This window comes from Patescibacteria group bacterium (assembly GCA_041671645.1).
Taxonomy (GTDB): Bacteria; Patescibacteriota; UBA1384; order XYA2-FULL-43-10; family 1-14-0-10-43-13; genus JBAZBD01.
Genome location: JBAZBD010000001.1, coordinates 468,393 through 492,317 on the forward strand (window position 1 = coordinate 468,393; position 23,925 = coordinate 492,317).

At 44.7% G+C, this 23,925-nt stretch carries 22 protein-coding genes; all 22 read left to right on the forward strand.

What is annotated here, in order from left to right; all coding sequences use genetic code 11:
- The first annotated feature begins 31 nt into the window (after positions 1-31).
- The 22 genes from WC227_02455 to nusG all read left to right on the forward strand — a co-directional run bounded on the left by WC227_02455 (position 32) and on the right by nusG (position 23,889).
- Positions 32-2,635, forward strand: coding sequence for a hypothetical protein (locus tag WC227_02455; GenBank protein MFA6963551.1), 2,604 nt, complete (start codon positions 32-34; stop codon positions 2,633-2,635).
- Between the two features lie 22 nt (positions 2,636-2,657).
- Positions 2,658-3,815 carry a hypothetical protein gene (locus WC227_02460; GenBank protein ID MFA6963552.1) on the forward strand — a complete coding sequence of 386 codons (1,158 nt, stop codon included), beginning with the start codon at positions 2,658-2,660 and terminating at the stop codon, positions 3,813-3,815.
- A gap of 202 nt (positions 3,816-4,017) precedes the next feature.
- On the forward strand, positions 4,018-4,638 hold the full coding sequence (locus tag WC227_02465; GenBank protein MFA6963553.1) for a hypothetical protein: 621 nt from the start codon (positions 4,018-4,020) through the stop codon (positions 4,636-4,638).
- Positions 4,635-5,198: a hypothetical protein gene (locus WC227_02470; GenBank protein MFA6963554.1), complete on the forward strand. Its 564-nt coding sequence runs from the start codon at positions 4,635-4,637 to the stop codon at positions 5,196-5,198. The genes WC227_02465 and WC227_02470 overlap by 4 nt, the downstream gene beginning before the upstream one ends.
- A 7-nt stretch (positions 5,199-5,205) precedes the next feature.
- Positions 5,206-5,463: a hypothetical protein gene (locus WC227_02475; protein MFA6963555.1), complete on the forward strand. Its 258-nt coding sequence runs from the start codon at positions 5,206-5,208 to the stop codon at positions 5,461-5,463.
- A 5-nt stretch (positions 5,464-5,468) separates the two neighbouring features.
- Entirely contained in the window at positions 5,469-7,976 is a 2,508-nt protein-coding gene (locus WC227_02480; GenBank protein MFA6963556.1) for an ATPase, T2SS/T4P/T4SS family, read from the forward strand.
- A gap of 66 nt (positions 7,977-8,042) precedes the next feature.
- Positions 8,043-9,104: a type IV pilus twitching motility protein PilT gene (locus tag WC227_02485; protein MFA6963557.1), complete on the forward strand. Its 1,062-nt coding sequence runs from the start codon at positions 8,043-8,045 to the stop codon at positions 9,102-9,104.
- Between the two features lie 67 nt (positions 9,105-9,171).
- Positions 9,172-10,377 carry a type II secretion system F family protein gene (locus WC227_02490; GenBank protein MFA6963558.1) on the forward strand — a complete coding sequence of 402 codons (1,206 nt, stop codon included), beginning with the start codon at positions 9,172-9,174 and terminating at the stop codon, positions 10,375-10,377.
- 154 nt (positions 10,378-10,531) lie between these two features.
- Positions 10,532-10,993, forward strand: a complete 462-nt coding sequence (locus tag WC227_02495; protein MFA6963559.1) for a prepilin-type N-terminal cleavage/methylation domain-containing protein — start codon at positions 10,532-10,534, stop codon at positions 10,991-10,993.
- A 63-nt stretch (positions 10,994-11,056) separates the two neighbouring features.
- Positions 11,057-11,602: a type II secretion system protein gene (locus WC227_02500; GenBank protein ID MFA6963560.1), complete on the forward strand. Its 546-nt coding sequence runs from the start codon at positions 11,057-11,059 to the stop codon at positions 11,600-11,602.
- A 57-nt stretch (positions 11,603-11,659) separates the two neighbouring features.
- A complete protein-coding gene (locus WC227_02505; protein MFA6963561.1) occupies positions 11,660-12,427 on the forward strand; it encodes a prepilin peptidase in 768 nt (255 codons plus the stop codon).
- 14 nt (positions 12,428-12,441) lie between these two features.
- The gene (locus WC227_02510; protein MFA6963562.1) at positions 12,442-12,960 is read left to right on the forward strand and encodes a type II secretion system protein; all 519 of its coding nucleotides are present in this window, start codon (positions 12,442-12,444) and stop codon (positions 12,958-12,960) included.
- A gap of 44 nt (positions 12,961-13,004) precedes the next feature.
- Entirely contained in the window at positions 13,005-13,526 is a 522-nt protein-coding gene (locus WC227_02515) for a hypothetical protein (protein ID MFA6963563.1), read from the forward strand.
- A 2-nt stretch (positions 13,527-13,528) separates the two neighbouring features.
- Positions 13,529-14,317, forward strand: a complete 789-nt coding sequence (locus tag WC227_02520; GenBank protein MFA6963564.1) for a type II secretion system protein — start codon at positions 13,529-13,531, stop codon at positions 14,315-14,317.
- 1 nt (position 14,318) lies between these two features.
- Entirely contained in the window at positions 14,319-14,759 is a 441-nt protein-coding gene (locus WC227_02525; GenBank protein MFA6963565.1) for a ribonuclease HI family protein, read from the forward strand.
- Between the two features lies 1 nt (position 14,760).
- Positions 14,761-16,521 carry an AmmeMemoRadiSam system protein B gene (gene amrB, locus WC227_02530; protein ID MFA6963566.1) on the forward strand — a complete coding sequence of 587 codons (1,761 nt, stop codon included), beginning with the start codon at positions 14,761-14,763 and terminating at the stop codon, positions 16,519-16,521.
- Positions 16,522-16,542: 21 nt separating this feature from the next.
- Positions 16,543-18,273: a hypothetical protein gene (locus WC227_02535; GenBank protein MFA6963567.1), complete on the forward strand. Its 1,731-nt coding sequence runs from the start codon at positions 16,543-16,545 to the stop codon at positions 18,271-18,273.
- Between the two features lie 53 nt (positions 18,274-18,326).
- The gene (locus WC227_02540) at positions 18,327-18,551 is read left to right on the forward strand and encodes a DUF167 domain-containing protein (GenBank protein MFA6963568.1); all 225 of its coding nucleotides are present in this window, start codon (positions 18,327-18,329) and stop codon (positions 18,549-18,551) included.
- Positions 18,552-18,639: 88 nt separating this feature from the next.
- Positions 18,640-21,552, forward strand: coding sequence for an isoleucine--tRNA ligase (ileS, locus tag WC227_02545; GenBank protein ID MFA6963569.1), 2,913 nt, complete (start codon positions 18,640-18,642; stop codon positions 21,550-21,552).
- 20 nt (positions 21,553-21,572) lie between these two features.
- A complete protein-coding gene (gene rodA, locus WC227_02550) occupies positions 21,573-22,685 on the forward strand; it encodes a rod shape-determining protein RodA (protein ID MFA6963570.1) in 1,113 nt (370 codons plus the stop codon).
- Positions 22,686-22,768: 83 nt separating this feature from the next.
- Positions 22,769-23,077: a 50S ribosomal protein L21 gene (gene rplU, locus WC227_02555; GenBank protein MFA6963571.1), complete on the forward strand. Its 309-nt coding sequence runs from the start codon at positions 22,769-22,771 to the stop codon at positions 23,075-23,077.
- A 194-nt stretch (positions 23,078-23,271) separates the two neighbouring features.
- Positions 23,272-23,889, forward strand: coding sequence for a transcription termination/antitermination protein NusG (nusG, locus tag WC227_02560; protein ID MFA6963572.1), 618 nt, complete (start codon positions 23,272-23,274; stop codon positions 23,887-23,889).
- The last annotated feature ends 36 nt before the right edge of the window (positions 23,890-23,925 follow it).

Genomic DNA, 23,925 nt, shown 5'->3' on the forward strand with positions numbered 1-23,925 from the left:
CATTATTCTTGTATATAGGCGGAGGGAAATTTTGGGGAAAATCACCATCATAAAAGCTCTGAAATTAAGATTCAGGTTTCGTATCCTGACTGTTTTGGCGTGTCTGGTACTGGTGGTAGCGCTGGGTGGAATTCTGATCAGCAACAATCCTCGTTTGACACGGGCTAACGGGATTTATCTCATTTCTGAGATATGCACAGTCGAAGGCGCTTGGGAGCTAGTTTGGAATGACCCTTATTGCGATGGTTATAATGTATCGGTCCCGGCTGGAGCTACGCTTACGATACGGGGGGGCAGAACATTCAAAGATGTGACTGTCGACGGCGGTACTTTGATCACTTATGGCGGCCCGCATAACTTTACGAATTTAACTGTGAAAAATAGCGGCACAGTGACTCACGACGCTCTTGCTCAAAACGAAACTATAATTGCTGACAACTCTAGTACCAAAATGGTCAATCTTAATGTTTCTGGCAGGCTACTACTCGAGTCAGGCGGCAAGATAAATGTGGATGGCAAAGGCTACGCGGGGGGGGTAAGAGATGATGTTAACGGCGACGGTCCTGGCGGCGGCGGCGGACATTTTGCTGGTGAGTTTACACTAGAATATGATACTTTTGGCGCTGGCGGATCAAATGCGGGCTGGGGGGGCAATGGAGCTTACGACACTTCCGACTCTGGGGGCGCGACCGGTATAACAGGTCCCTCACCCTACCCAAGTTTTCTTTTGCCACAATATCAATATGGTTCTGGCGGCGGCTACGCCTTTGCTCATAGAACGGGTGGTTCCGCTGAATCGTTTGGCGGAAGCGGCGGTGGCAGGATCAAAATCAATGCAGACACTATTGAGCTATCTGGGAGTTCCTTCATCTCTGCAAATGGTACTAGTAGTGTTGCTCAACAAGATCGTAATCAAAACAACAAGAAGGTCGCTGGCGGCGGCGCTGGCGGCGGCGGCTATATCTCGATAACTGTTTCGAAATATTTGGCAAGTACCCAAAGTGGTGTTGATCCTTCTGGCAATGTTAAGGCTGGCCAATTGACAAGTGGATCCAAAGGCACCGTTGGTCAAATTACTGCGGGGCTCAGTAATTATGCTTATTTATACGCAGTACATGCCTACGGCGGTGATGCATTGGACGGTACCGAGGCTACTAATAGCGGCGGAACTGGCGGAGGCGGTTATGTTTCCATTACCACTTCTAGCTTTGCGTCTACATGTTTGCTCCAGTCGGGTGTCAACAAACCCATACCCGCTGATTGTGAAAATCGGGATGTGGTGGTTGATGGTTTGAACCAAGATTTGCCGACCGATTATTTAACAAATACGACAACAGCAAAGGTGTACGCAGATCTCTCGGATACTTCATTGGCGAGTTCCAAACGTCATTTTTCGAGCCTGACCATTAAGAACAAAGGGGTATTAACACACCTTGGATCTAGCGATTATTCTGACCAAGCAGTTTTCAAGAAGTTGGCGGCTGTTGACATAGAGACAAGCGGAGATATCACACTCGAAAGTGGCGGTGTGATTGATGTAACGGGTAAGGGATATGCAGGTGGAGCTGCCGGAACGGCTGATGTACTTTACGTTTATTCACACCCAACAAATGGTATGGGACCTGGTGGTGGCAAGGCCGCAGCCTACGGAGAATGGACGCTTCCTGCCGGTTATACCAATAACTTAGTCAATAATGATCTTGTCGGCGGCGGCGGTAGCTATGCCGGGGCCGGCGGCGGGGTAACCGGAACGAATAGTTATAGCGATGGTTCGACGTCTTGGTCTGCATCGCTCTATTCGACCGGTACGTTTGGCCTTGGCTCTGGCGGCGGCGGAGTAAGTAATATGACTGTTACAAGCTCGGTTTTCGCTGGAGAGCCAAATTTCCGTTTTGCTAGCGGCGGTGCCGGTGGTGGACGTGTCCGTCTCGTTAGTACCGCCGGAAAAATTATTTTCCATGGCACTGCGCAGGTACTAGCCAAAGGGCTAAAGGGTTCCAATCATTGCACTTTATCTTGTGATGCTTCCGCTATCGGCGGTTCAGGATCTGGTGGTTCGATTATACTAAATGCTACAGAATTCGATTTTGATACCAGCCCAAATATTAATGCAGATAATGGTGCGAATGGCTCTGCCATTGCTCCAAACGGTCTTGTCCAGAGCGCTCCAACCCTGGTTCTCGCTCCATCCATAACAGGCAACATCAATATTTTAGCTGGTGGTGGCAATCTTAATGATTCTAATACCACCAACTTGGGCGGGTATGGCGGCGGCGGAGCGATTGTCTTTGAATTAGTTACTCGAAACGGGGTTACGATCAAGAAGACACTTACGGCGATCGAACGACCAGGTGCGTCACCGATAAATAATTTTAATCCTTACGCTTTGCGGAAGAACGATAAGATTTTGGTTACACTTGACCTGACCAATTTGCCGACGGGTCAGTCTGTTACGGTAACGGACGATCTACTGACGACGCCTGGCGGATCAACTTCATATGCCATTTGTGGTGGTGATATTATCGACGGCCCGACCGATCAAGGATACACTAGCAAAACTGCTTCACTGATCACATGGACATTTACACCAGCTTCTCAAAGCAAGAGATTGTCTTACCAGTGCAAAGTTCAATAGAACAGAAATCTAATCCAACTGAATGAGAAAGCATATTTACGAATTTATTTTGATCCTTGTCTTGTCTTTGTTCGCCTTGGACAAGGCTTTTGCTGACGCTGGCAGATTGCCCGAGATGATGGTGGGCCAAACTACTGTGACCAGCCCCAACAGCGTCTCTTATGGCGGAATGACGGGCAATTATGCGGTTTACAACGAAGATGCAACTTTGAGCTATGGCTTTAATATCGGCAATTTGAAGCTGAGCAATGCGGCCGATAGCTGCCTCGCTATATCCAACCCGATTTGTTTTGTCCTCGGCAAAGGCTTGATTGGCGCTGATTCAGTCGGTAACGCGGGCAAATTAATGACGAGCCGCACTTACGTCGATGTCGGTGATGGCCAAGGACCGATCACAAGGCATGAGCTACCGGCGCTTTTCCTCGGCACCAATACAATAATGGGTGATACCTTTGGACTTAGCTCTAGTCTTTTCGACTACTGGGGCAAGAACACTGTAGGGAGTGGTGGGGACATCCATAGCACTGGCGCGACCTGGGAAATGCAAAATTACACTCTGAATCCAAATTCACAGATGGCTTGGGACGGGACAAGCAACAATTATCAATTTGGAAAGTTCGATGACAAATTGCAAAATATGGCAGAGTCAGCTGTTTCGATTGGTTCGACTGCTCTAAACGGCAATAACCTTTGGAATCTGTGCGGCGAGAATCTAACTGATTCTTATGACGCGGCCACCTCATGCTCTGGCTATCCAGAAGGGAAGACTTGGGTTGTCGACGGAGATCTAGATTTGACGGCTTCCAGTGCTAGGACGATTCAATTCCAGGGAGTTGGTACAATTATTGTAAACGGGGACATTAAAATTGGTGCGAATATTAATATCCAGTCTATGGATAACAAGATGTTAGACAAAATCGGTTTCATCGCCAATGGCGGCGTATCTAGCAATGGAGACTGTTCTTATGGTGGCGGTGGATCGATTAATGCGATGCTCTTTTGCAAAGAAACAATGACGATTGGTCCTAATTCAGAAATGACTGGATCTTTCGTGGCTAAGAATTTCAGCGACCCAACCAATGTAAGCTTCTTCTTTGACTACAATCTAGATGGCAAAGTGCCCCCTGGATTCCGGACTCTGATAGTGCCAAAGTCAAATGAGGTGGGGAACAAACCATAAGTGCCAAAAAATTTCTAATTACTAATTTTTAATTTCTAAACAAATCCGAAATCTAAAAATTTCAATTCAAAATATTTAGGTCAATTAAGCCAAAGGCTCCCCTTTGGGGGAGCAATTAGATTAATTAGAAATTGATTTAATTTATTGTAAATAAATTAAATTCATATATAATATAGTTAAGCATTCTAACGGAGGGGTTCAGATGGACTTATCAAATATTTTAGGCAAGGGCTCAGGGAAGCCCTCTCGTGCCGACTCCAATGGTCAATTCAAGATCATGTCGGATTCTGGCTCGAATCCCTCAATCATCATACTCTGGGTTGGGGTCGCAATTTCTGTTTTAGCGAGCGGATTTTTGATGTATCAAAATTTCAGCATGAAGAGCCGTGTAGCAGACAAGAAGGTTGAACGCGATACGACTGTGGCCAAGCTTGATTCATCCAATTACAGACAGATTAGAGCGGAGGCAACCGAGATTCAGGCAAAAATAGCTCAAATCGAAGCTGCTCTCGACAGGAGATATCCTATGGCTGATTTCATGCCTCAGATTTTCCAACGGATCAACTCCAACGTCACGGTCACCAGTATTTCTCTGACGAATGAGGGCAAGTTTGCCATGACTGGCAAAACTGACAGCTACCGTGGTGCCGCTGACCAGGTTATGACTTTTGAGGCTTGGAAATCGAAGGATATAGCGGTTATGAACAATATCGAATTAGGGTCTATCGCTATCTCGGCCGCCAACAACAATACTGGCAGTGTTCCAGTCACTATCACTGCCGCTATCCCGACGATTCCTAGCACAGTGGAAGGAGCACAATGAACAGCAAAAATTTGATGAAATTTGTCCTTCCAATCGTTTTGATCCTTTTGTTTCTCGCCGTCAGCTATTTTTATACTTTCGCACAGCTTTCATCGAAATATTCTGATATCAAAAAATATGATGACGAGACAATCTCGGCTCAGTCCAATCTAACGGCTCTCGAGAAGACAAAGACATTACTAGACAAATCCAAATCAACATTGGCTGACGCCAAGGTGGCGGTAGCTGATGACAAAGATTCGCCCAATATTATTGCTGAGCTTGAGAGACTAGCGGCTCGCTACGGAGCAATCATTCCAAGCGTTCAGATCAGCGATGTCGCCACTTCTGCTTCGAAGTCAAAGAGTCTCGCCAGTGTAGGGAATGGACTGATTACTCCGGTAACAGTTTCCTTCATGATTTCTGGATCTGCCGACAATATGAAGGCTTTCGTCGAGACTTTAGAAAATGATCTCAAGATATTTAATATCAAAAGCATGGTCGTATCAAGCTCGACTAGCGGATTGACGCTCTCGATCCAGGCAGAAATTTACAAGAGCGCGTCTACAGCAACTAAATAAGTGAGGGATGATGAATACTGACAAAACAAACAATTTAGTTCTCTGGGGCAGTATCGCATTTGTCCTGCTCGTCCTTTTGGGATTTGGCTCACTTTGGTATACCTCACGAAACGCGAACGTGGTTGCTTCTAGCACTGCCAATGTTGATGTCGTTCAGACAGAAGCAAAGGCCGAGAAACTCTTGACTGGCCGAGACAATCTATCCGGGATGCCAGTCTCTGGCCCAACCAGCGATTCTGTCGGAAAAACTAATCCTTTCCAATAAAATAGATGGACAAGAAGGCAGCCTACCAAAATTATTATCCCGTGACGGAGGATATATTAGCCACCCAGTCTATTCTGGATGTTTTTGTTTTACAAAATATTCTCGATCCGGAGGATGCCGATAAGCTCAAAGCGAAACTCAAGACCAATCGTGAGGTTGAGGATTTCTTGCTTAGAAACAGAATCGTCTCCAGGGATACGATCAACAAGGCCTACAGCATTATCTTCAAATTGCCATATATCGAGCTCAAAAACGTCGAAATTAGTGAAGAATTACGCAAGGCAGTGCCAGAGAAACTGGTCCGGAAATACGGCATTATTCCTTTCGGGATCACCGAAGGGATTCTCCGACTGGCTATGTATTTACCAGCTGACTTGTTGGTTAACTACCAGACAGGCCTAATCCAGCTTTTCGCCGATAGGGACTTGAAAATCGAGCTCTATATTACGGGACAAAGCGATTTCAACGAATGCTTGAAACAGTACCAGGGCAAGGCCAACCAACTTTTGATCAAGAAGGGGAGCCTGCCGGTAGTTTTCTTACGCAATCAAAATATTTCACAGAAGTTTTTGACCAAAATCCCGCTCGAATTTATCCAGAAATACAGAATCGCAGTTTTTGGCCAAAATGCCAACAATTACTTCCTGGTCGCCTGCGAGCAGCCAGATTCTCCAGTTGTAATTCGCATTCTGGAGTTTATTGAGAAGGAAAACAATATTAAGGTTGAGAGATTTGCTACTTCGAGAGAGGATATTGACTATATTATTGGGCTCCTCGACAAGAAAGCTCAGCCTGCTAAGACTGCGGATAACTCTAAAGAAGCCGAAACAAAAACAGCGGCAATATCCTCAAATCCGAAGATAAAGGATAAGGATTCGCTCGCCTCGATGCTGGATAATTTCCTGGGCTCAAACGATCCGAAGTTGACAGTTGACGAAATACCAAACGCAGATCTAGTTTCTAGGCCTGATCCCGCCGAGAAACCGAAGGTTGGCAGGGATGCGATCGCCGAAATGACTGCTGTCAGCGCTACACCTTCCTCAGATACTACAACTACACAGAATAATACTTCGGAAACCGATCAGGCAAAAAAGGCTGACGCTACCGCTGAACAAATTGCCCCCTCCAACGAGATCAAAGCCCCCGAGGGCGCAGGCGGCGAATTTACAGTCACTGCTGAAGCGAAGAAGCAAAAAGTAGCTGCCGACAATTCTGAAGCTGAAGGTGCGGAGAAAAGCAGCCTTGATTCCAACGATATCGGAGCTCTGATTCGGGAGGAAGTTAAGACTTTGGCTCAGCTTGAATCGATCGCTAAGGAAGGGTTTATCCCCAAAATTGTTGCGGCGGTCATCGACTTTGCCTTGAACCAGCGAAGTAGTGATATCCATGTCGAACCAAATGTCAAAGATATGCGGATTCGCTGTAGAATTGATGGAATTTTGACTGATGTCCTCAAGATGCCGCCCAAAATGCAGCCGCCTTTCGTTAGCCGTATCAAGATTATGTCGCGTCTCAAAATTGATGAGACTAGAGTACCACAGGACGGTCGATTTGACGTGAAATTCATGGATCATGAAGTTGATGTCCGTGTCTCGACTTTGCCGACAGTTCATGGCGAGAAGATCGTGATGAGAGTTCTGGACAAGAGCAAAAGCATGCTTTCGCTTGAGGATTTGGGCGTGACTGGCAGTGCTTCGGAGAAAACGATCGATGCGATGAAAAAACCCTATGGCATTATCCTGGTAACCGGCCCTACGGGGTCAGGAAAGTCCACTACATTATATGCAATACTTAGCCGTTTATCCGTTCCTGGAGTGAATATTGTGACACTTGAAGATCCAGTTGAATATGAGATCCCTGGCATCAATCAGTGCCAGGTCAAGCCAGAAATCGGCTTTACTTTCGCTTCGGGTCTCCGAAGTATCTTGCGTCAAGACCCAAATATTATTATGGTTGGTGAAATTCGTGATGCTGAGACCGCCTCGATGGCTACCCACGCCGCTCTCACTGGTCATTTGGTTCTCTCTACTCTTCATACCAACGACACCGCCGGAGCATTGCCTAGACTGATCAACATGGGTGTAGAGCCATTTCTGATCACTTCCTCCATCAATCTAGTGGTCGCCCAGCGTCTTGTTCGCCGTATTTGTCCCAAGTGCAAGGAAGAGATGAAAATTCCACCAAAATTGATGGATGAGCTAAAAGCCGAAGTTGCCAAAATTCCGCAAAGCAATCAGAAAGATTTTGCTCGTATACCGGCAGATCCGAAGGTTTTTTATGGCAAAGGCTGCTCTGATTGTAATCACGGTTACAAGGGCCGCATAGGAATTTTCGAAGTTATGTCGATAACTCCTAGCATCGAGGAGTTGGCGGTGACCAAGAGGCCGGCCAATGAGATCAAGGAGGTTTCAATCAAAGAGGGCATGATTACGATGAAACAGGATGGAATACTCAAGGCCTTTGAGGGTCAGACAACGATAGACGAAGTTTTCCAGGCAGTGATCAACAGTTAATTTCCTTGCTTTGGCTCCTTATTTACATTAAAATAAACATAACATAATAAAAGTCCTGGGAGGGGCATGGGTGACGGAAGCTCGATAACTAAGTACTTGGATTTTGCGATTGCACAGAACGCTTCGGATGTTCATTTTTCTGTTGGCGTACCTGCGATGATCCGAGTAGACGGACGGCTTGCCGCTATCCCTGATGCGCCTATAATTTCCGATGCTGTGGCCCAAACTTTGATCACATCTTTCGTGCCCAAAGATCTATTGTTGACTCTCCGCCAGAAGAGAGAGCTCGACTTCTCCTTTGGCTACAAAAATATGCGTTTTCGTGTAAATGTATACTTCCAGAAAGGCTCAGTATCTGCCTCTCTCCGCTCGATACCGAAGGAAATCCGAGGTTTCAAGGAGCTTGGCCTTCCTCCAATTTTGGAGAAATTTACAGAGCACAGCCAAGGCTTTGTCGTGATTACCGGGCCTACTGGTTCGGGCAAGTCGACAACTTTGGCAGCGATGGTCAACAAAATCAATCTGGAAAAAAGAAAACACATCGTCACGATTGAAGATCCAATAGAGTATGTCTTTGAACATAAGCAATCTCTGATTTCGCAGAGAGAAGTTGGGACGGATACTAATTCGTTTGCAAGGGCGCTTAAGTCTGCATTGCGCGAAGACCCAGATGTTGTCCTGATCGGCGAAATGCGAGATCTGGAGACGATCGAGGCGGCCATGACTTTGGCCGAGACAGGCCATTTGGTCCTGACCACCTTGCACACCAACTCTGCCGCACAGACAGCTGATAGGATCGTCAATGTATTCCCGCCGCACCTACAGCAACAAATTTCGAGTCAATTAGCCTCAGTTTTGCTCGGTGTCGTCTCGCAACGTCTAATCCCACGCATAAATGGCGGTCGGGTGATGGCGGCGGAGATCATGGTTGCCAACACAGCTGTCAAAAGCTTGATCCGAGACGGCAAGAACTTCCAAATTCCAAATATTATCCAAACTTCTGCCGCAGAAGGCATGATCAGTCTGGACAAAGTATTGGCTGAATTGGTCTCGAAGGGCGAGATTACACTCGAGGACGCATTGAACTTTGCAATTGATCAAAAAGCGTTTAAAATGATGGTATACTAACAAAAAGTAGAAAGTTGAAAGTATAAAGTTCAAAAGATTAAGTTGAAAGTCTAAAACCGAAAGGGTCATGCCGAAGTTTCTCTACAAGGCTAGGAATAACAAAGGTGAGGTTGTCACCGGAACAGTGATCGCTCCAAACCATCCAGAGGCGGAAGCGGTTTTGATAAAGAACAATTTGATACCTGTGGATATCGTATCTGGCAAACAAGAGGGTCTTTTCAAGCTTCTATTCAACAAAGTATCGGTCAAAGATCGCGCGATCATCTCCAGACAGCTTTCTACCATGCTTGCGGCAGGTCTTCCTCTGTCCAAGGCGATTAGCATCCTGATCAAACAGGCCAAGAATGAAACAATCAAGAATATATTTCTCGATATCTACAAGGATTTGGAGCAGGGATACAGCTTTTCAATCGCTCTTTCCAAGCATCCAGAAGCCTTTGACCGCGTCTTCGTCAGTGTTGTTGGCTCAGGCGAATCTACTGGCAAGCTCGATTCAGTGCTCAATGAACTCGCCAATCAGCTCGAACGCGATAGCTCCTTCAATTCAAAAGTGAAGGGCGCCTTGGCTTATCCAGGTTTTATCTTCGCTATGGTGATCGTGGCCGGTTTTTTCATGCTCACAGTCGTGATCCCCAAGCTCAAAACTATGTTTGATAGCGCAGGCAAAGAGCTTCCAATCATCACCAGGATGCTTCTCTATGCCTCTGACTTTATGCAAAAATGGTGGTGGCTCGTCGCTCTTCTCATTGTCGGCCTTATTCTCCTCATCAAGGTCTGGGGCGGATCGCCAAAGGGCAGTCGATTTTTTTCCAAACTACAGATGTCCATACCTGGCCTCAAGACCGTGATGGAAAGCATGCACATGTATCGTTTCACTCGGATCATGTCCATGTTGATAAGTTCTGGTGTCCCGTTGCTCGATGCACTGAAAATTGGTAGTGCAGTAATGGATAATCCGATATATGAATCAGCTTTGACCAATGTGGCTAGCCAGGTGGAGAAGGGTGTCCCTTTTTCTGTCCAGTTGCTGAAAGAGCCAGTTTTTCCACAGTTGATCGGCAATATGGTAGCAGTCGGTGAGGAGACAGGGGAGCTGGACAAAGTCTTGAACAAGGTGGCTGATTATTATGAAGAAGCAACCAATGAGTCAGTCAAGACGATTAGCTCGCTTGTCGAGCCTGCAATTCTTGTGCTTGTCGGTATCGCTGTCGCCTTCATGGTTTTCGCCATTTACGTACCGATTTATCAGATCAATACCTCGGTGGGCGGGTAGACAAAAGCCCTTGTAGCACCAGAATTTGTCTAGTATAATATTAGTTAATATATGTGAATTTCCCAAGAGACATTGCCTCGTCTTGGTCGATCCGGGCTAACTCTTTCGGGGGAATTCAATAAGTATAAATAAGCAAAAAATAATGGAGGGAAAAATGAGAAAACTAAAAGGTTTTACACTGATCGAGCTCTTGGTCGTCGTTGCCATCATCGGTATCTTGGCGACTGTTGTGGTAGTAAATTTAAGTACTTCACAGAACAAAGCGAGAGACGCCAAGCTTCAGAACGATCTTGAGCAGGTCGCAAATGCTGCAGAGATCTATCGAATTGACAATGCGAAACTTCCGGTAGAGTTTGCCAGTACTGCTATAGACGCTGGTTCGGTTCTTACAGCTACTATGACGAATTCATTGAGGGTCGACAACGTAAGATTGATTACCGTTCTGCCAACACACCCAGTAACTGGTAAAAGCATCGAATTAATTACAGATTCAACAACTGCGCCCACTAAGTATATCGTCTACGGCGAGAGCGTAGTAACTGCTGGTTCGTTCTTGTCTTACTACACTGGTAAGATTTATGAGAAAGTTACTGCAGAGCCAATTGTGGCTAAATAGTTTTTCTTACGCTTGGCGGGAAGCTCCTGCCAAGTTAAGAGAATCAAAAATAAAAGGAGATGGATGAAAAAGGGTTTTACTTTGATCGAACTATTGGTGGTGGTCAGTATTATAGGTATCCTTGCGACCGTGTTGGTCGTCAATCTTTCTACATCTCAGGTCAAAGCGCGAAATGCCCGCATCCAAAACGATGTAGAGCAACTCTCGAGTGCTGCAGAAATTATTCTTTTGGGTTCGGCGGCTTTTACCGGAAGCTCGATCGGTCTAAAAACTGATGATTTAAGTTTGCCCATCAAATCAGGCAATACAGCGCCTCGAATATCAGTGGGAGTCAATTCATTTCGTGAGGAGGGTTCAACGGTCAATCTTATAGCTAGCCCACCCTCTAACCCAGCCTCGAATGTAGCTACTGATAAATATCATTATTATTTTATGAAGACTAACGCTACCGGCACGGCCTATGTAATTTATGCTATGGCCGCAGATACTTTTAAGGGCACTGACTCTCCTACGTTAGCTACCGGAGATAAGTTCTACTTCTGTAAGACTGGGAAAGCATGCAGCATCAAGATATTGACCGATACTGACGCGGCGACCCCATCCTATTAAATTTTGCATCATTCCTCTGCATCGAGTACAATATTGATATATTAAGCAGAGGAGAACATGTTATATAATTCTATCCTGATATTCGTAATAGGTCTCGCAATTGGCTCGTTTCTCAACGTAGTCATTTTGCGTATGGATGAGCTCAAGACAATCATCAATTCTAGGTCTCATTGTCCCGATTGTCGCAAGACCATCGCCTGGTACGATCTGATCCCTTTTGTCTCCTTCGTCCTGCTTTGGGGGAAATGCCGCAATTGTGGCAAGAAGATTTCATGGCAATATCCGCTGGTAGAGCTTGGTGTCGGATCGGTATTTCTGATTCTATTCCTATTTTTCAGTTTCACACCGCTATTCTTCCTCTATGCGCTAATCTTCTCACTGCTCACCGTAGTCTTTGTCTATGATCTTCGGACGCAGACAGTGCCTGAGGCCTTTGTCTGGGCGGCTCTGATCTTGTCTCTTGGCACATTTTATTTCATCAAAGGCCAACCAGCGATACCAATGCTCGAGGGCGCCTTGCTTGCTGGAGGATTCTTAGCACTACTTGTCTATACGTCCAAAGAGAAGTGGATGGGAGCGGGGGATATCAAGATTGGGCTTATCCTTGGACTTCTGGCCGGTTTCCCTGGTGCCTTGCTGGCGATGTTTTTCTCATTTTTCTCTGGCTCTATTCTCGGATTGATTTACCTCTTTGCGACTCGCGGGAAAGTGGATAAGAAGGGGCTAAAGACCTCTTTGCCCTTTGCGCCGTTCCTTATCCTGTCTTCGTTTTTGGTCATTACTTATGGTAAAATAGTAGTAGACTGGTATTTCGGCTTGTTTTAATAATCGGAGAGGGAGTGATCAGAAAAGCCTACACCTTAATCGAGCTCCTGGTGGCTATGGGTATTATGGGCCTACTTTTGACGGTAGGGATCCCTTCTTTTAGTGGTTTCAACAACTCAATAAATTTCAAAGACAAGGTGGATGAGGTCAATAGCCTGATCAATCAGACTTATCTGATGTCTCGTAATCCCGACAGTTTGTCGACAGTTCAATATCAGGTCAGTGTCGACGTGGATGATTCGACGAAGTTGAATCTTTCGAATTGTATCGAAGTTGATGCTGTCTCAGGGTTATGTATAAATGACAACGTTATAAAAACGGTGACACTTTCGGCGGGCGAAGAGTTCCAGGCAGGAACTTTTGGCCTCGGTGAGAGTTATATCGTTTGCCCGACTAATCTAGAAAAAAGCTGTGTGATTGGCAGCAACCCCGTGACGTTTTCGATTATGGATTCACGAGTGTCAAAGCAGGCAGATTTTACAGCCGAAACTGGCCCGTTTAAAGTTAAAACCGAGATTTCGGTGGTCAATTGATGTTTAACAAATCAACAAAATTAGCATTTGGATTGATAGAGGTAATGGTTGCATCGGCAATGATTTTGATGGTCTTGATCGCACTCACCATGGCTACCAAATCTTCGCTCAAAGGAAATCAGGATATTCACCTGCGCGCCTCGGCTTTGTTTCTGGCTCAGGAGGGTATTGAAGCCGTTAGGGGGATTCGAGACAACAATTGGAGCAGCAACTCCGGTGCGGGTTGGAAAGCTTTGCAATGGAGTGGCAATACTCTTGTCGAAGTAGATTTGACCAACCCAAGTTGTTATAAAATTGAATTTAAGGAAATTATCAAAAGCTTTGGCCTGACAGCGATAACCTGTCCTGGTAATGTCGGTGATACGGTCGCTCAGGAATCCGTCCAGATCGAGATTGACAACCCAGACACATTTTATCGATACATTAAGATTGAATCTGCTGGCGGCCTTGGTGATTCAATAGCGAACGACGACAATGCGCTGAAAGCCACTGCACATGTAACATACGGAGATGGCAAGCAGGTTAGCGTGAGTGAATTACTTACTGATTGGCTACCCAAATACTAGAAATGATCAAGGTTCAATTATCAATTATCAATGATCAATTAATTATCAAATTAATGAAAATTAAAAATAAAATTAGACCGGCTTTTACTCTTATTGAGATACTGATCGCGACGTCGATTTTCTCATTGCTCATGGTTATGACGAGTGGGATTGTGGCTGAGAGCTCTGGCTATCAGGCCAAGATCAAGGCGCTTCGAAATGTATCGGCGGAGACGAGAAAAGCAGCTGACTTTATTAGCAATGAAATTAGATCGGCCAACGGCTCGGGTACCGTTGAATATGTCAATTCAGCTGGCTTAAAAAGCGTATCGTATTCTACGAGCTTGGCAATCTTTAACTGCAATCAGACTTATTGCGATCCGCAATACAGGACGACTGCTGATATCACTACGCCGGGATTCGCTCTGCCTGATCACTCGAATCTTACTGGCAACGTCTTGATCACGTTCGTCAAAGAGGACGGGATTGCTCGAGCCCATGTTATTGCTTTCAGGGATAACAACCAACACAAGTTATACTTCAAAAAAGTTAGTGCAGACTTGAATATAAATTCTGAAGTCGGATCGATGAGCGAAGATGACGTTTATAGTGGAAAAGAAGAATCTGACGGTACGGGCGTTGAAATGGCGGCGCATTTTGGTGGATTCGCGCCGGGCAAGGAAGACTTGCACCCGAGACACTCCTATGTTACCTTTCTTGTGACCGCCAGGACGAGGGGATACGACGATTTGCCTTCGGTTCAGCGTGCAATCGCGTCCATTCGGTCTATGGTAGTAATGCGGAGTTATTAATATGTCAGAAAAGATATTCATCAATACAGACGGTGGTTCTAGAGGAAATCCAGGTCCTTGCGGAATTGGAATTGTTTTTTTTGATGAGAAGGGGCAAGAGTTTCATCGTCATGATGAATACATTGGTGAGGGTACGAATAACACAGCTGAATACCGCGCCATTATCAAAGCCTTGGAAATACTGACCAAAAGTAAATGGTTTGTTGAGAACAACAGCAAAGAGAACGAGGTCGTCTGCCGTCTCGACAGCCAACTGGTCGTAGAGCAGATCAATGGACGTTACAAAGTCAAACAGTCTCATATAGCTGAGTATATGGAAGAGATCAAAAAACTACTCTCCCAGAGTATTGTAAGGGTTTCCTTCGTACACATTCCAAGAGAGCAAAATAAAATTGCCGACCGCCTGGTGAACAAAGCTCTCGACGCAAAGACTGTGTGGTGAGATGTTAAAAACAAAATATCCGCTGTATATATTAGTCTTTTGTCTGATGGTCGGTGGATTTTTTTTGATCTCGATTTATCGCAAACCGACTATCTCTCTCAATACAAATTCGTCCAATCTGATTGATCTCAGCGCCGACACTGTCAGTGCGAAAATATCTACTCTCATCGTCCCGCACCATGATTTGGTCGCAGAAAAGCGAGCCAAGCTGTTCGAACTGGCCATGAATTATACTGATTACCCCGACACTATCATATTGGTCTCGACCAACCATTTTGATACTGGAAGTTATGACATTTTGACGACAGACAAAACCTGGAATCTGGCCAGTGGAAAGCTACGGCCAGACTCGGCGATAATTGCTTCGTTGGTCAAGAAGAATTTAGTCGCAGTTCAGGAAACAGCTTTTGCTGGCGAGCATGGGATTGCCAATATTTTGCCTGATATCTACTTGAATTTTCCTGATTCAGAAATTGTGCCGATAATTATCAAGCCAAAAACCGAAAAGGTTATCTTGGACAATTTGCTGGTCGGCTTGAACGAAGCTTGTATCAATAATTGTCTTTTGGTCGATTCTGTTGATTTTTCTCATTACCAACCTGCCTCTCTGGCGCAAATTCACGATGATTTTACCATCCGCGCGCTCAATAATCTCGACGAAAGTTCGATCTTGAAATCAGAGGTTGACTCAGTCGAGAGCCTATATCTCGGTATGAAGTGGGCCGAAGGCAAAAACGCGAAGAAATTCAATCTAGTCGAAAATACAAATTCTGGTGTGATTGCTTCGGACCGTGACGTAGAGTCAACATCCTACGTCTTTGGTTGGTATGAGCAGGGGATTGCCAACAAAAAGATCGAGGATTCAGTTAGTTTCACGATCGGTGGCGACATGATGTTCGATCGCTTGGTTGATTATACCTTCCGCGGCGACAAGATATTCGATATTTTCAGTAACCTTGGCGACAGAACATTTTGGGGCACTGATCTTGCGATTGCAAATCTTGAAGGTCCAATTAGTGCTACTCCGATTCCTGCTGACGGGACGAGAGACAGCCTGGTGTTTAATTTCCCGCCCAAAACGACTGATGTTCTTTTGGGGCTTCATTTTAACGCTCTGAGCCTGGCCAACAATCACGCGCTAAACCATGGGAAATCTGGCTTTGAAAATACAATCAAAGTGCTTAACGAAGCGGGGATTAGGCCAATTGGGAGTCAAAATACTTTCGACGAAACTTCAGTAGCTGAGTTTGGCTTGCCAGGCAAAAAGATATCAGTGATTACGATTGAATCGTTGGAAGTCTCGAAAAATTTAACCGAAGTTATTCAGGCAGAAAAAGCCAAAGGCAATAAGGTTTTGGTTTTCCCGCATTGGGGCACAGAATATGAGCCGATTCATTCTATTGCCCAAGCCAAACTTGCCTACGCTTGGATTGACGCGGGCGCCGATATTGTGATCGGTAGCCATCCCCATGTGATCCAGGACGCGGAGATATACAAGGGGAAGCCCATATTCTACTCACTTGGTAATTTACTTTTTGACCAAACATTTTCTGCTCCCACCCAGCACGGACTGATAATTGCAGGCGAGTTTAAAGGTGACAATTTAAGTCTAGTATTGCTTCCGACAGTTCAAAACAAGCTCAAACCTGAGCTTTTGACTGGTCAGGAAAAAACAGATTTTATTACCAAAATGCGAGGCTATCTAAATCTGCCAGTGGCCAATCAGGGCTTGAATTATGATAAAATAGAAATAAGTATATAAACGAAATATCTAAGGAGGAAGATGGAAGATCCTATTGAAATAAAAGTGCCGAGCCCGATGAAAGGCTCAGGCATAAAGCGCAAGAAGTGGATGCTCTGGTCTATTGTCGGCGTAGCTGTTATCGCGCTAGGCGGATCTGCATACGCTTTTCGCGGGTCTATCTCGGATTGGATCAAGAAAGATGCACCTGTCGTCTCGACTACCTCATCAACTGAAACACCCGCTGCTACCTCTGAAGTCACTGACGTTACGCCGACAACACCAGCCACAACCAGTACAGAAATTGTGCCAATTGTTGACGCCGGGGTGACATGGCAGACACCAACCAAATTGGCTGATTTGAAATTGTTTAAATCTGGTGGCGATTTCGAACCGAGTGATGTCGCCTATTATCAGGTTGCCACATTTTCAGCTGGTGGATCATTAATTGTTGGCGAGGTAGCATGTGGTCCTGGCGGCCTTTGCTACTATCATTTCAAGAAAGGTGCAGATGGAGTGTATAATTATCTCACAAAACATTCATCAGACTCGGATTCTCTGAGCGTCTCTAAATATATTGCGACTGTAGTAAATATCGATTCTACTACGAGCTATGCTTCCATCAGTTCTCCCGACCAAATCGCAACTGAGAAAAATGTAGTCCTGAAGAGAGCTTGGACAGAGACTTGGTACTCTTCGCTTGTATCTCCTACAAAGATCGCCACGACAAGTTATGGCGAAATATTTCGCGTTGCCACTCAACCAACAGCCGCAACTGCTGAGACATCAGCACAATATATTACTTACTACTTGAAACATGCTGATGGGTTGGTTATAGAATATCGTTTGTCTGATAACTTAATGACCGACGATAGCGTGGCCCTGGTCACTTTCACAGGATTAGCCAAGAATACTGAAAAGTACTTTGCTTCGATTATTGCATCCCATTGTGGCTCCGGATCGGGGGTATCAATCCTGAGCGACGTTTCAAATATCACCACTCGTCTGAAAGATGCTGGTGTTGCTGACAACGGCAGCAGGATTTATTACTTTTCGAGTAACGACGATCTGGCTTTGACGCAGGCCTATACGACATATTCAAACGGTCGAGATGCTGCCAATACGATCACCAAAGAGGCATTCCTGGCCAAAAATCCAGTTTTCATCTGGAAAAATCCATTCTCTGATTACGAGACATTCTTCAAACAGGAATTTGCGCCGCTTGGCGAATGTGGCAAGCCAGTCGTATACCTTTATCCAACCAAAACTACCCAAGTTTCTGTAAACGTCGGAGCTAAGATTACCAAAAGTGAGCCAGCGTATGGAAAAGGCTGGAACGTTTTGGCCGATCCATCGGGGAAGCTTACCTTGAATAATGTTGTTTACCCAAATCTATTCTGGGAGGGGATTGGCAAGGGAGAATACCCACAAATCTCATCCGGTTTTGTGGTTAAGAAAGCCGACATCGCGAATACATTAAAAGCACACTTAGCTAAGCTCGGATTAAACAGTCAGGAAAGCGCCGACTTTATGGAGTATTGGCTGCCCAAGATGCCTGCTACCCCCTATACTCGACTCTCCTGGTTTGGCACAAGTCAAATGGATAGATTGGCTCCTCTGACAGTTTCTCCCAAGCCTGACAGTGTAATTCGTATCTTCCTTGATTTTGAAGGATTGAACGCGCCGATTAGCTTGCCAGAGCAGAAACTTAAGTCTATTGAACGTAAGGGCTTCACGGTCGTAGAGTGGGGTGGATTGCTCAGAGGCAATTAATAAAAGAAACAAGAGAAAGTGTCCCGACTAGTCGGGACACTTTTCGAACAAAAATGAAATTGGTAAACGTAAAAGTAGTGCCGGGAGCAAAGGCTGAACAGATCCAGATTTCAATCGACGGAAGTCTCAAGGTTTGGGTCCGGGGCAAACCCGTCGACGGTGAGGCGAATCGAGCCGTGATCAAAATCCTGGCCAAATATTTCGAAGTGGCGCCGAGCCTGATAGGGATCAAAAGCGGCCATACCTCGAGAAATAAATTGATCGAAGTAGATATTTGATAGTTTGATCGTGTGCTTGGTTAACAAACGGTCAGTTTTTTGATATTGTTGTCTTGTAGTATAATTATTTTCTGAAAATGAGGTTTCTATGAGTTTCAAAAAGATCGATTCTAGATTAAATCTGCCACTTGAAGAAGAAAACATTCTTAAATTTTGGCGTGAAAATAATATTTTCAAACAAACCCTGGAAAAGGATTCACCAGAAGGCAATTTTGTCTTTTTCGAGGGTCCGCCCACTGCCAATGGTAAGCCTGGCATCCACCACGTACTCGCCAGATCGTTCAAAGATCTCTTCGCTCGATACAAAACGATGAAAGGATTTAATGTCAAACGCAAAGCTGGCTGGGACACTCATGGTCTGCCAGTAGAGCTTCAAGTCGAGAAGGAATTGGGGATTTCTGGCAAGGGACAAATTGAAGATATTGTGTCGGGAGACAAAAGGGCTTCAGTTGAGAAGTTCAACAAACTATGTCGCGAATCAGTCTGGAAGTACAAAGAGGAGTGGGAAAAATTGACTGAGAGAATGGCTTATTGGGTAGATATGGAAGATCCGTACATTACCTATGAACCAAAATATATCGAAAGCGTCTGGAGCTTGATCGGAGAAATCGACAAAAAAGGTCTATTGTATAAGGGCCACAAGGTTGTGCCATATTGCCCTCGTTGTGGAACTGCGCTTTCTTCTCATGAAGTAGCTCAGGGATATCAGAATATCAAGGAAGAATCCGTATACGTCAAGATAAAGTCGAAGAAAGAAGATGTATTTTTCCTGGTCTGGACTACTACGCCTTGGACGCTCGCTGGCAACGCCGCTTTGGCTTTTAGCCCAAACGTTGAGTATGCTCGGGCAAAATTAAACAATGAGGAATATATTATTGCTCTCAATCGCGTGGAAGCTGTTCTCGGCGCAGAGGCTGAAATTGTAGAGAAGGGCCTGGACGGAGAGGCTATTATCGAGCGATATAATTGTGGCGAGGAGCCTGATTACGAGGCAATTTATGCGGATGGTGAAGGATATAGTGAGGCGGGCGAGCGGGCTTATCAGTTGATCACTGCCGATTATGTTTCTGACCATGATGGTACAGGAATAGTTCATATAGCGCCTGCTTTTGGTGCTGATGATTATATCTATGGGTTTCAGCAAAACCGAATTAAGGTTTTGAAGACGGTGGACGAGAAAGGTACTGAGATGGCTGGTGCAGGCAAGGGCAAATTTGTGAAAGATGCCGATAATGATGTCAAAGAAGATTTACGAGCGAGGGACATATTATTCAAAGTAGAATCAGTCAAACACGATTATCCATTCTGTTGGCGCTGTGATTCTCCACTTATTTATATGGCCAGGGATTCTTGGTATATCGCGATGAGCAAGGTTCGCGAAGAGCTTTTGAAAAACAATGAAGATATCAATTGGAATCCAGGATATTTGAAAAATGGCAGATTCGGGAATTGGCTAGAGAATATTCAGGACTGGGCGATTTCTAGAGACCGATATTGGGGAACTCCATTGCCCATCTGGGAGTGTGATAAATGCCAGAAGTATAAGGTCGTTACTTCTCTCGAAGAAATCAAGAATGTTGAGCCACACAAGCCAGAAATTGACGGAGTAATATTTGATTGTGAATGTGGCGGCAAGATGAAGCGAACGCCGGAAGTTATGGATGTTTGGCTTGACTCTGGCGCTATGCCATATGCTCAATATCATGTTCCTTTTGAGAATGTCGAGTTGCAAAAAAGCCAGTTCCCAGCAGACTTTATCTGCGAAGCTGTCGACCAAACGAGAGGTTGGTTCTACACACTGTTAGCCCTATCCACCATCACTAGCAATACTTCTTCCTACAAGAATGTGATCTCTACTGGCCATGTTTTAGACGCTCATGGCAAGAAAATGTCGAAGTCAAAGGGCAATATTATTGAGCCATCTGAAGCCTTTGGAAAGTATGGTGCAGACGTGATCCGCTACTTCTTTTACTCGACCAACCAGCCGGGCGAGCCAAAATTATTTAATGACAAAGAAGTTATCTCTGTCTCTCGCAATCTTTTCATGACACTTTGGAATGTCTATTCGTTTTTCATGACATACGCCTCAATTGATGGATGGAAACCGGATAAGGTCGAAACTCAAAAGTCGAAAGTCAAAAGTCCGATGGTTGAGGTTGAAAGTGTACTCGACGAGTGGATCTTGGCAAAACTACAGGAGTTGATCAACCAGGTCAGCGAAGGACTCGATAAGTTTGATCCCTACAAGCCGAGCAATCAGATCATCGATTTTGTTGGTGAGCTTTCAACCTGGTATGTCCGACGTTCTCGCAGGAGATTTTGGAAAAGCGAGAGTGATTCAGACAAGGAGAGCGCTTATCACACTTTGTATTACGTTTTGATTTCGCTAACCAAGATTTTGGCTCCTATGGCTCCAATGTTTGCTGAGACTGTCTACCAAGGGTTGCGAGACGAAAGCGATCCAGAGTCGGTTCACCTGACGGATTTCCCAAATCAATCAAAGTTTGACCAGAAAATATTGGATGAAATGTCAGAAGCAAGAAATATTGTAGAAGAGGGCTTGTCAAAACGCGCTGAAGCCAAGATCAAAGTTCGTCAACCGTTAAATTCTATCTCAACTGCAGTTACATTGAGACCTGAGTTTGCTGAGATTATCCTAGAAGAGGTAAATGTTAAAAAAGTTATCGCCAAGGATTCTGGCGGGACTGAATTAGATATCAATATCACCCCTGAACTCAAATTGGAAGGATTGGCGAGAGAGCTAGTCAGAAGTATTCAGGCTTTGCGAAAAAACGCTGGATTTGAGGTCGAGAACCGTATCGAAGTGCTATATGACACTGATTCTGAGGAGCTTCTCGAAACCTTCGAAAAATTTCATGACCTGATCTCCCGTGAAGTGCTGGCCGTATCAATTAAATCTAACCGGAGTGATAGCGGATATTCGGAAGACTTGTTGATTGATGGCGCGAGTATATGGATAAATGTCTCGAAAACAAATTAATAGTTTAAATAATATCTATAGTGTCTAAACTCAAAACAATTGATATTGCGATATTTATTATACCTATTGTCTTCTTGGCTGTTAGCATTGCAATTATATATAGCCTTGTGATGGGAACGAATAATGAATCCCTCTGGTCGAAGCAGGCCATGGTTGGCTTGGTCGGCATCGTAGCGATGGTCGGCGTATGCTTTGTCGATTACCGTCAGTTTCGGGGCGTTTCGGCGATCCTCTATATTATATCGATTCTATTGCTCATAATTGTCGAATTTGTGGGCAAAACTGTGAACGGAGCCATGAACTGGATTGACCTTGGTTTTTTCCAACTTCAGCCTTCCGAGGTGGCAAAAGTATTTTTGATTATTGTTTTGGCCTCATTTTTCTCACGAAAAATCGGGAAAATTAGTTGGAGCGATATATTCACATCTTTTTTGATCGTGGCGTTGCCTCTCATTTTGATATTGCTCGAACCAGACTTCGGTACGGGACTGATCGTAATCTTAATGTATCTGACCATGCTGATTATGTCGAAACCGACACGTGCGCAGATCCTCACCCTGGTTCTTACGGTTGTTGTAGTACTCTCGATCGGGTTTGGCGCGTATATGAAAGTTAAGCCCTTCGATCGGATGCTTAGGGATTATCAGAGACACCGCATCGCGGTTTTCTTGGATCCTAGTTTGGCGCCCACAAAAGAGGGCTACAATGTAAAGCAGGCTCAAATCACAGTGGGCTCTGGCGGAATGTTTGGCAGGGGATTGGGCAAGGGTTCTCAGAGTCAGCTTCGCTTCCTGCCTGAATCTCATACTGATTTTATTTTTTCTGGGATTGCTGAATCGTTTGGCTTCTTGGGGAGTGGTTTTTTCCTATTTTTATATTGTTTTTTCTTGTATCGTCTTATACAAATTGGACAGTCCGCCAGAGATAATTTTGGCCTTCTGATCGTAGTTGGCGCAGTTAGCATGTTTTTCTACCAAGTTTTAATCAGCGTAGGCATGAATATCGGCCTACTTCCAGTCACCGGCATCCCGCTACCACTTATGAGTTATGGCGGAACTTCACTTTTTGTCTCTCTATTTGTGATTGGTCTGGTCCAGAGTATTCATATCCATCGCCAGAGGAAATCGTTTTGATCGGCAAGTATTGACAAAATATGAGCGTGTGATATTATTACTGTAATTAGACCTCCGGTCTTTTTTAAGTTAGGAGTATACAAATGTTTGCAGTTATTTCGTACAATGGAAACCAGTACAAATTCGAGGAGAACAAAGAATATAATATCGCTCTGATTGAAACTAGCGAGAAGGATATTGTTTTTGACGACGTTTTATTGGTCAGCACCGAAAAAGAAATTCTAGTTGGAGAGCCGAATGTAAAGGGTGCTTCAGTAAAAGCCGAGATTATCGGTCTTGCTCGTGGCAAGAAATTGACCGCTATGAAATTTAAAGCCAAGGCTCGCGTCAAAAAAACGCTGGGTCACAAGCAGGATTATACCCGGATCAAGGTTATAACAATTAATAGCTAATATGAATAGCATTACAAATTACTTCAAAGGGGTGTATCTAGAACTTAAGAAAGTAAGCTGGCCTACTCGTAAAGAGGTCATAAACCATACAATCATCGTATTAGTATCCGCGAGTTTGGCTGTAGCCATCACGGCAAGCATCGACTTCGGTCTAACGAAATTAGTGCAATTTATTATTGAGAATAAAAAATAACATGGCACCAAAAGAACCAAAACAAGAACTCGAAGAAGAAATCAAAGTTGACGAATCTGCTGAATCAAAGCAGTTTTTGACCTTGAAGCAGACTGGTGAACGCAACTGGTATGTGATTCATACCTATTCTGGATATGAGGAGCAAGTTGCCGATTCTTTGAAACAGAGAATCGAATCCATGAACATGGAAGATAAGATCTTCGATGTTATCGTGCCAAAAGAAAAACAGATTGAAATCAAAAACGGTAAGCGCAAAACTGTCGAAAAGAAGATTTTCCCTGGTTATGTCCTTGTTGATATGATTGTTACTGATGACTCTTGGTATGTCGTCCGAAATACGCCGAATGTTACTGGCTTTATTGGTTTCGGTGTTCGTCCTACCCCAATGTCAAAGGAAGAAATTGATCGCATCAAGAAGAGAATGGGCGTCGAAGAGCCAAAATATCAGATTGATTTCCGAGTTAATGATTTGGTCAAAATTACCGATGGAGCTCTCAAGGGTTTCGAAGGTAAGATTGAAGAAATTGACCAGAACAAAGGCAAGATCAAGGTCTTGGTTAATATGTTTGGTCGCGAGACCCCAGTAAATCTAGACTTTTTACAAGTTGTGAAAATATAATAATATAGGATTCGAGGTTCAAAGACGCTTCTACTT

Coding starts and splice junctions, on each gene's coding strand:
- WC227_02535 (MFA6963567.1), top strand. CDS start 16,543: ATGGAAGATCCTATTGAAATAAAAGTGCCGAGCCCGATGAAAGGCTCA.
- ileS (MFA6963569.1), top strand. CDS start 18,640: ATGAGTTTCAAAAAGATCGATTCTAGATTAAATCTGCCACTTGAAGAA.
- nusG (MFA6963572.1), top strand. CDS start 23,272: ATGGCACCAAAAGAACCAAAACAAGAACTCGAAGAAGAAATCAAAGTT.
- WC227_02465 (MFA6963553.1), top strand. CDS start 4,018: ATGGACTTATCAAATATTTTAGGCAAGGGCTCAGGGAAGCCCTCTCGT.
- WC227_02515 (MFA6963563.1), top strand. CDS start 13,005: ATGGTTGCATCGGCAATGATTTTGATGGTCTTGATCGCACTCACCATG.
- amrB (MFA6963566.1), top strand. CDS start 14,761: ATGTTAAAAACAAAATATCCGCTGTATATATTAGTCTTTTGTCTGATG.
- WC227_02460 (MFA6963552.1), top strand. CDS start 2,658: ATGAGAAAGCATATTTACGAATTTATTTTGATCCTTGTCTTGTCTTTG.
- WC227_02485 (MFA6963557.1), top strand. CDS start 8,043: ATGGGTGACGGAAGCTCGATAACTAAGTACTTGGATTTTGCGATTGCA.
- WC227_02490 (MFA6963558.1), top strand. CDS start 9,172: ATGCCGAAGTTTCTCTACAAGGCTAGGAATAACAAAGGTGAGGTTGTC.
- WC227_02500 (MFA6963560.1), top strand. CDS start 11,057: ATGAAAAAGGGTTTTACTTTGATCGAACTATTGGTGGTGGTCAGTATT.
- WC227_02505 (MFA6963561.1), top strand. CDS start 11,660: ATGTTATATAATTCTATCCTGATATTCGTAATAGGTCTCGCAATTGGC.
- WC227_02470 (MFA6963554.1), top strand. CDS start 4,635: ATGAACAGCAAAAATTTGATGAAATTTGTCCTTCCAATCGTTTTGATC.
- WC227_02475 (MFA6963555.1), top strand. CDS start 5,206: ATGATGAATACTGACAAAACAAACAATTTAGTTCTCTGGGGCAGTATC.
- WC227_02495 (MFA6963559.1), top strand. CDS start 10,532: ATGAGAAAACTAAAAGGTTTTACACTGATCGAGCTCTTGGTCGTCGTT.
- WC227_02520 (MFA6963564.1), top strand. CDS start 13,529: ATGATCAAGGTTCAATTATCAATTATCAATGATCAATTAATTATCAAA.
- WC227_02480 (MFA6963556.1), top strand. CDS start 5,469: ATGGACAAGAAGGCAGCCTACCAAAATTATTATCCCGTGACGGAGGAT.
- WC227_02525 (MFA6963565.1), top strand. CDS start 14,319: ATGTCAGAAAAGATATTCATCAATACAGACGGTGGTTCTAGAGGAAAT.
- WC227_02540 (MFA6963568.1), top strand. CDS start 18,327: ATGAAATTGGTAAACGTAAAAGTAGTGCCGGGAGCAAAGGCTGAACAG.
- rplU (MFA6963571.1), top strand. CDS start 22,769: ATGTTTGCAGTTATTTCGTACAATGGAAACCAGTACAAATTCGAGGAG.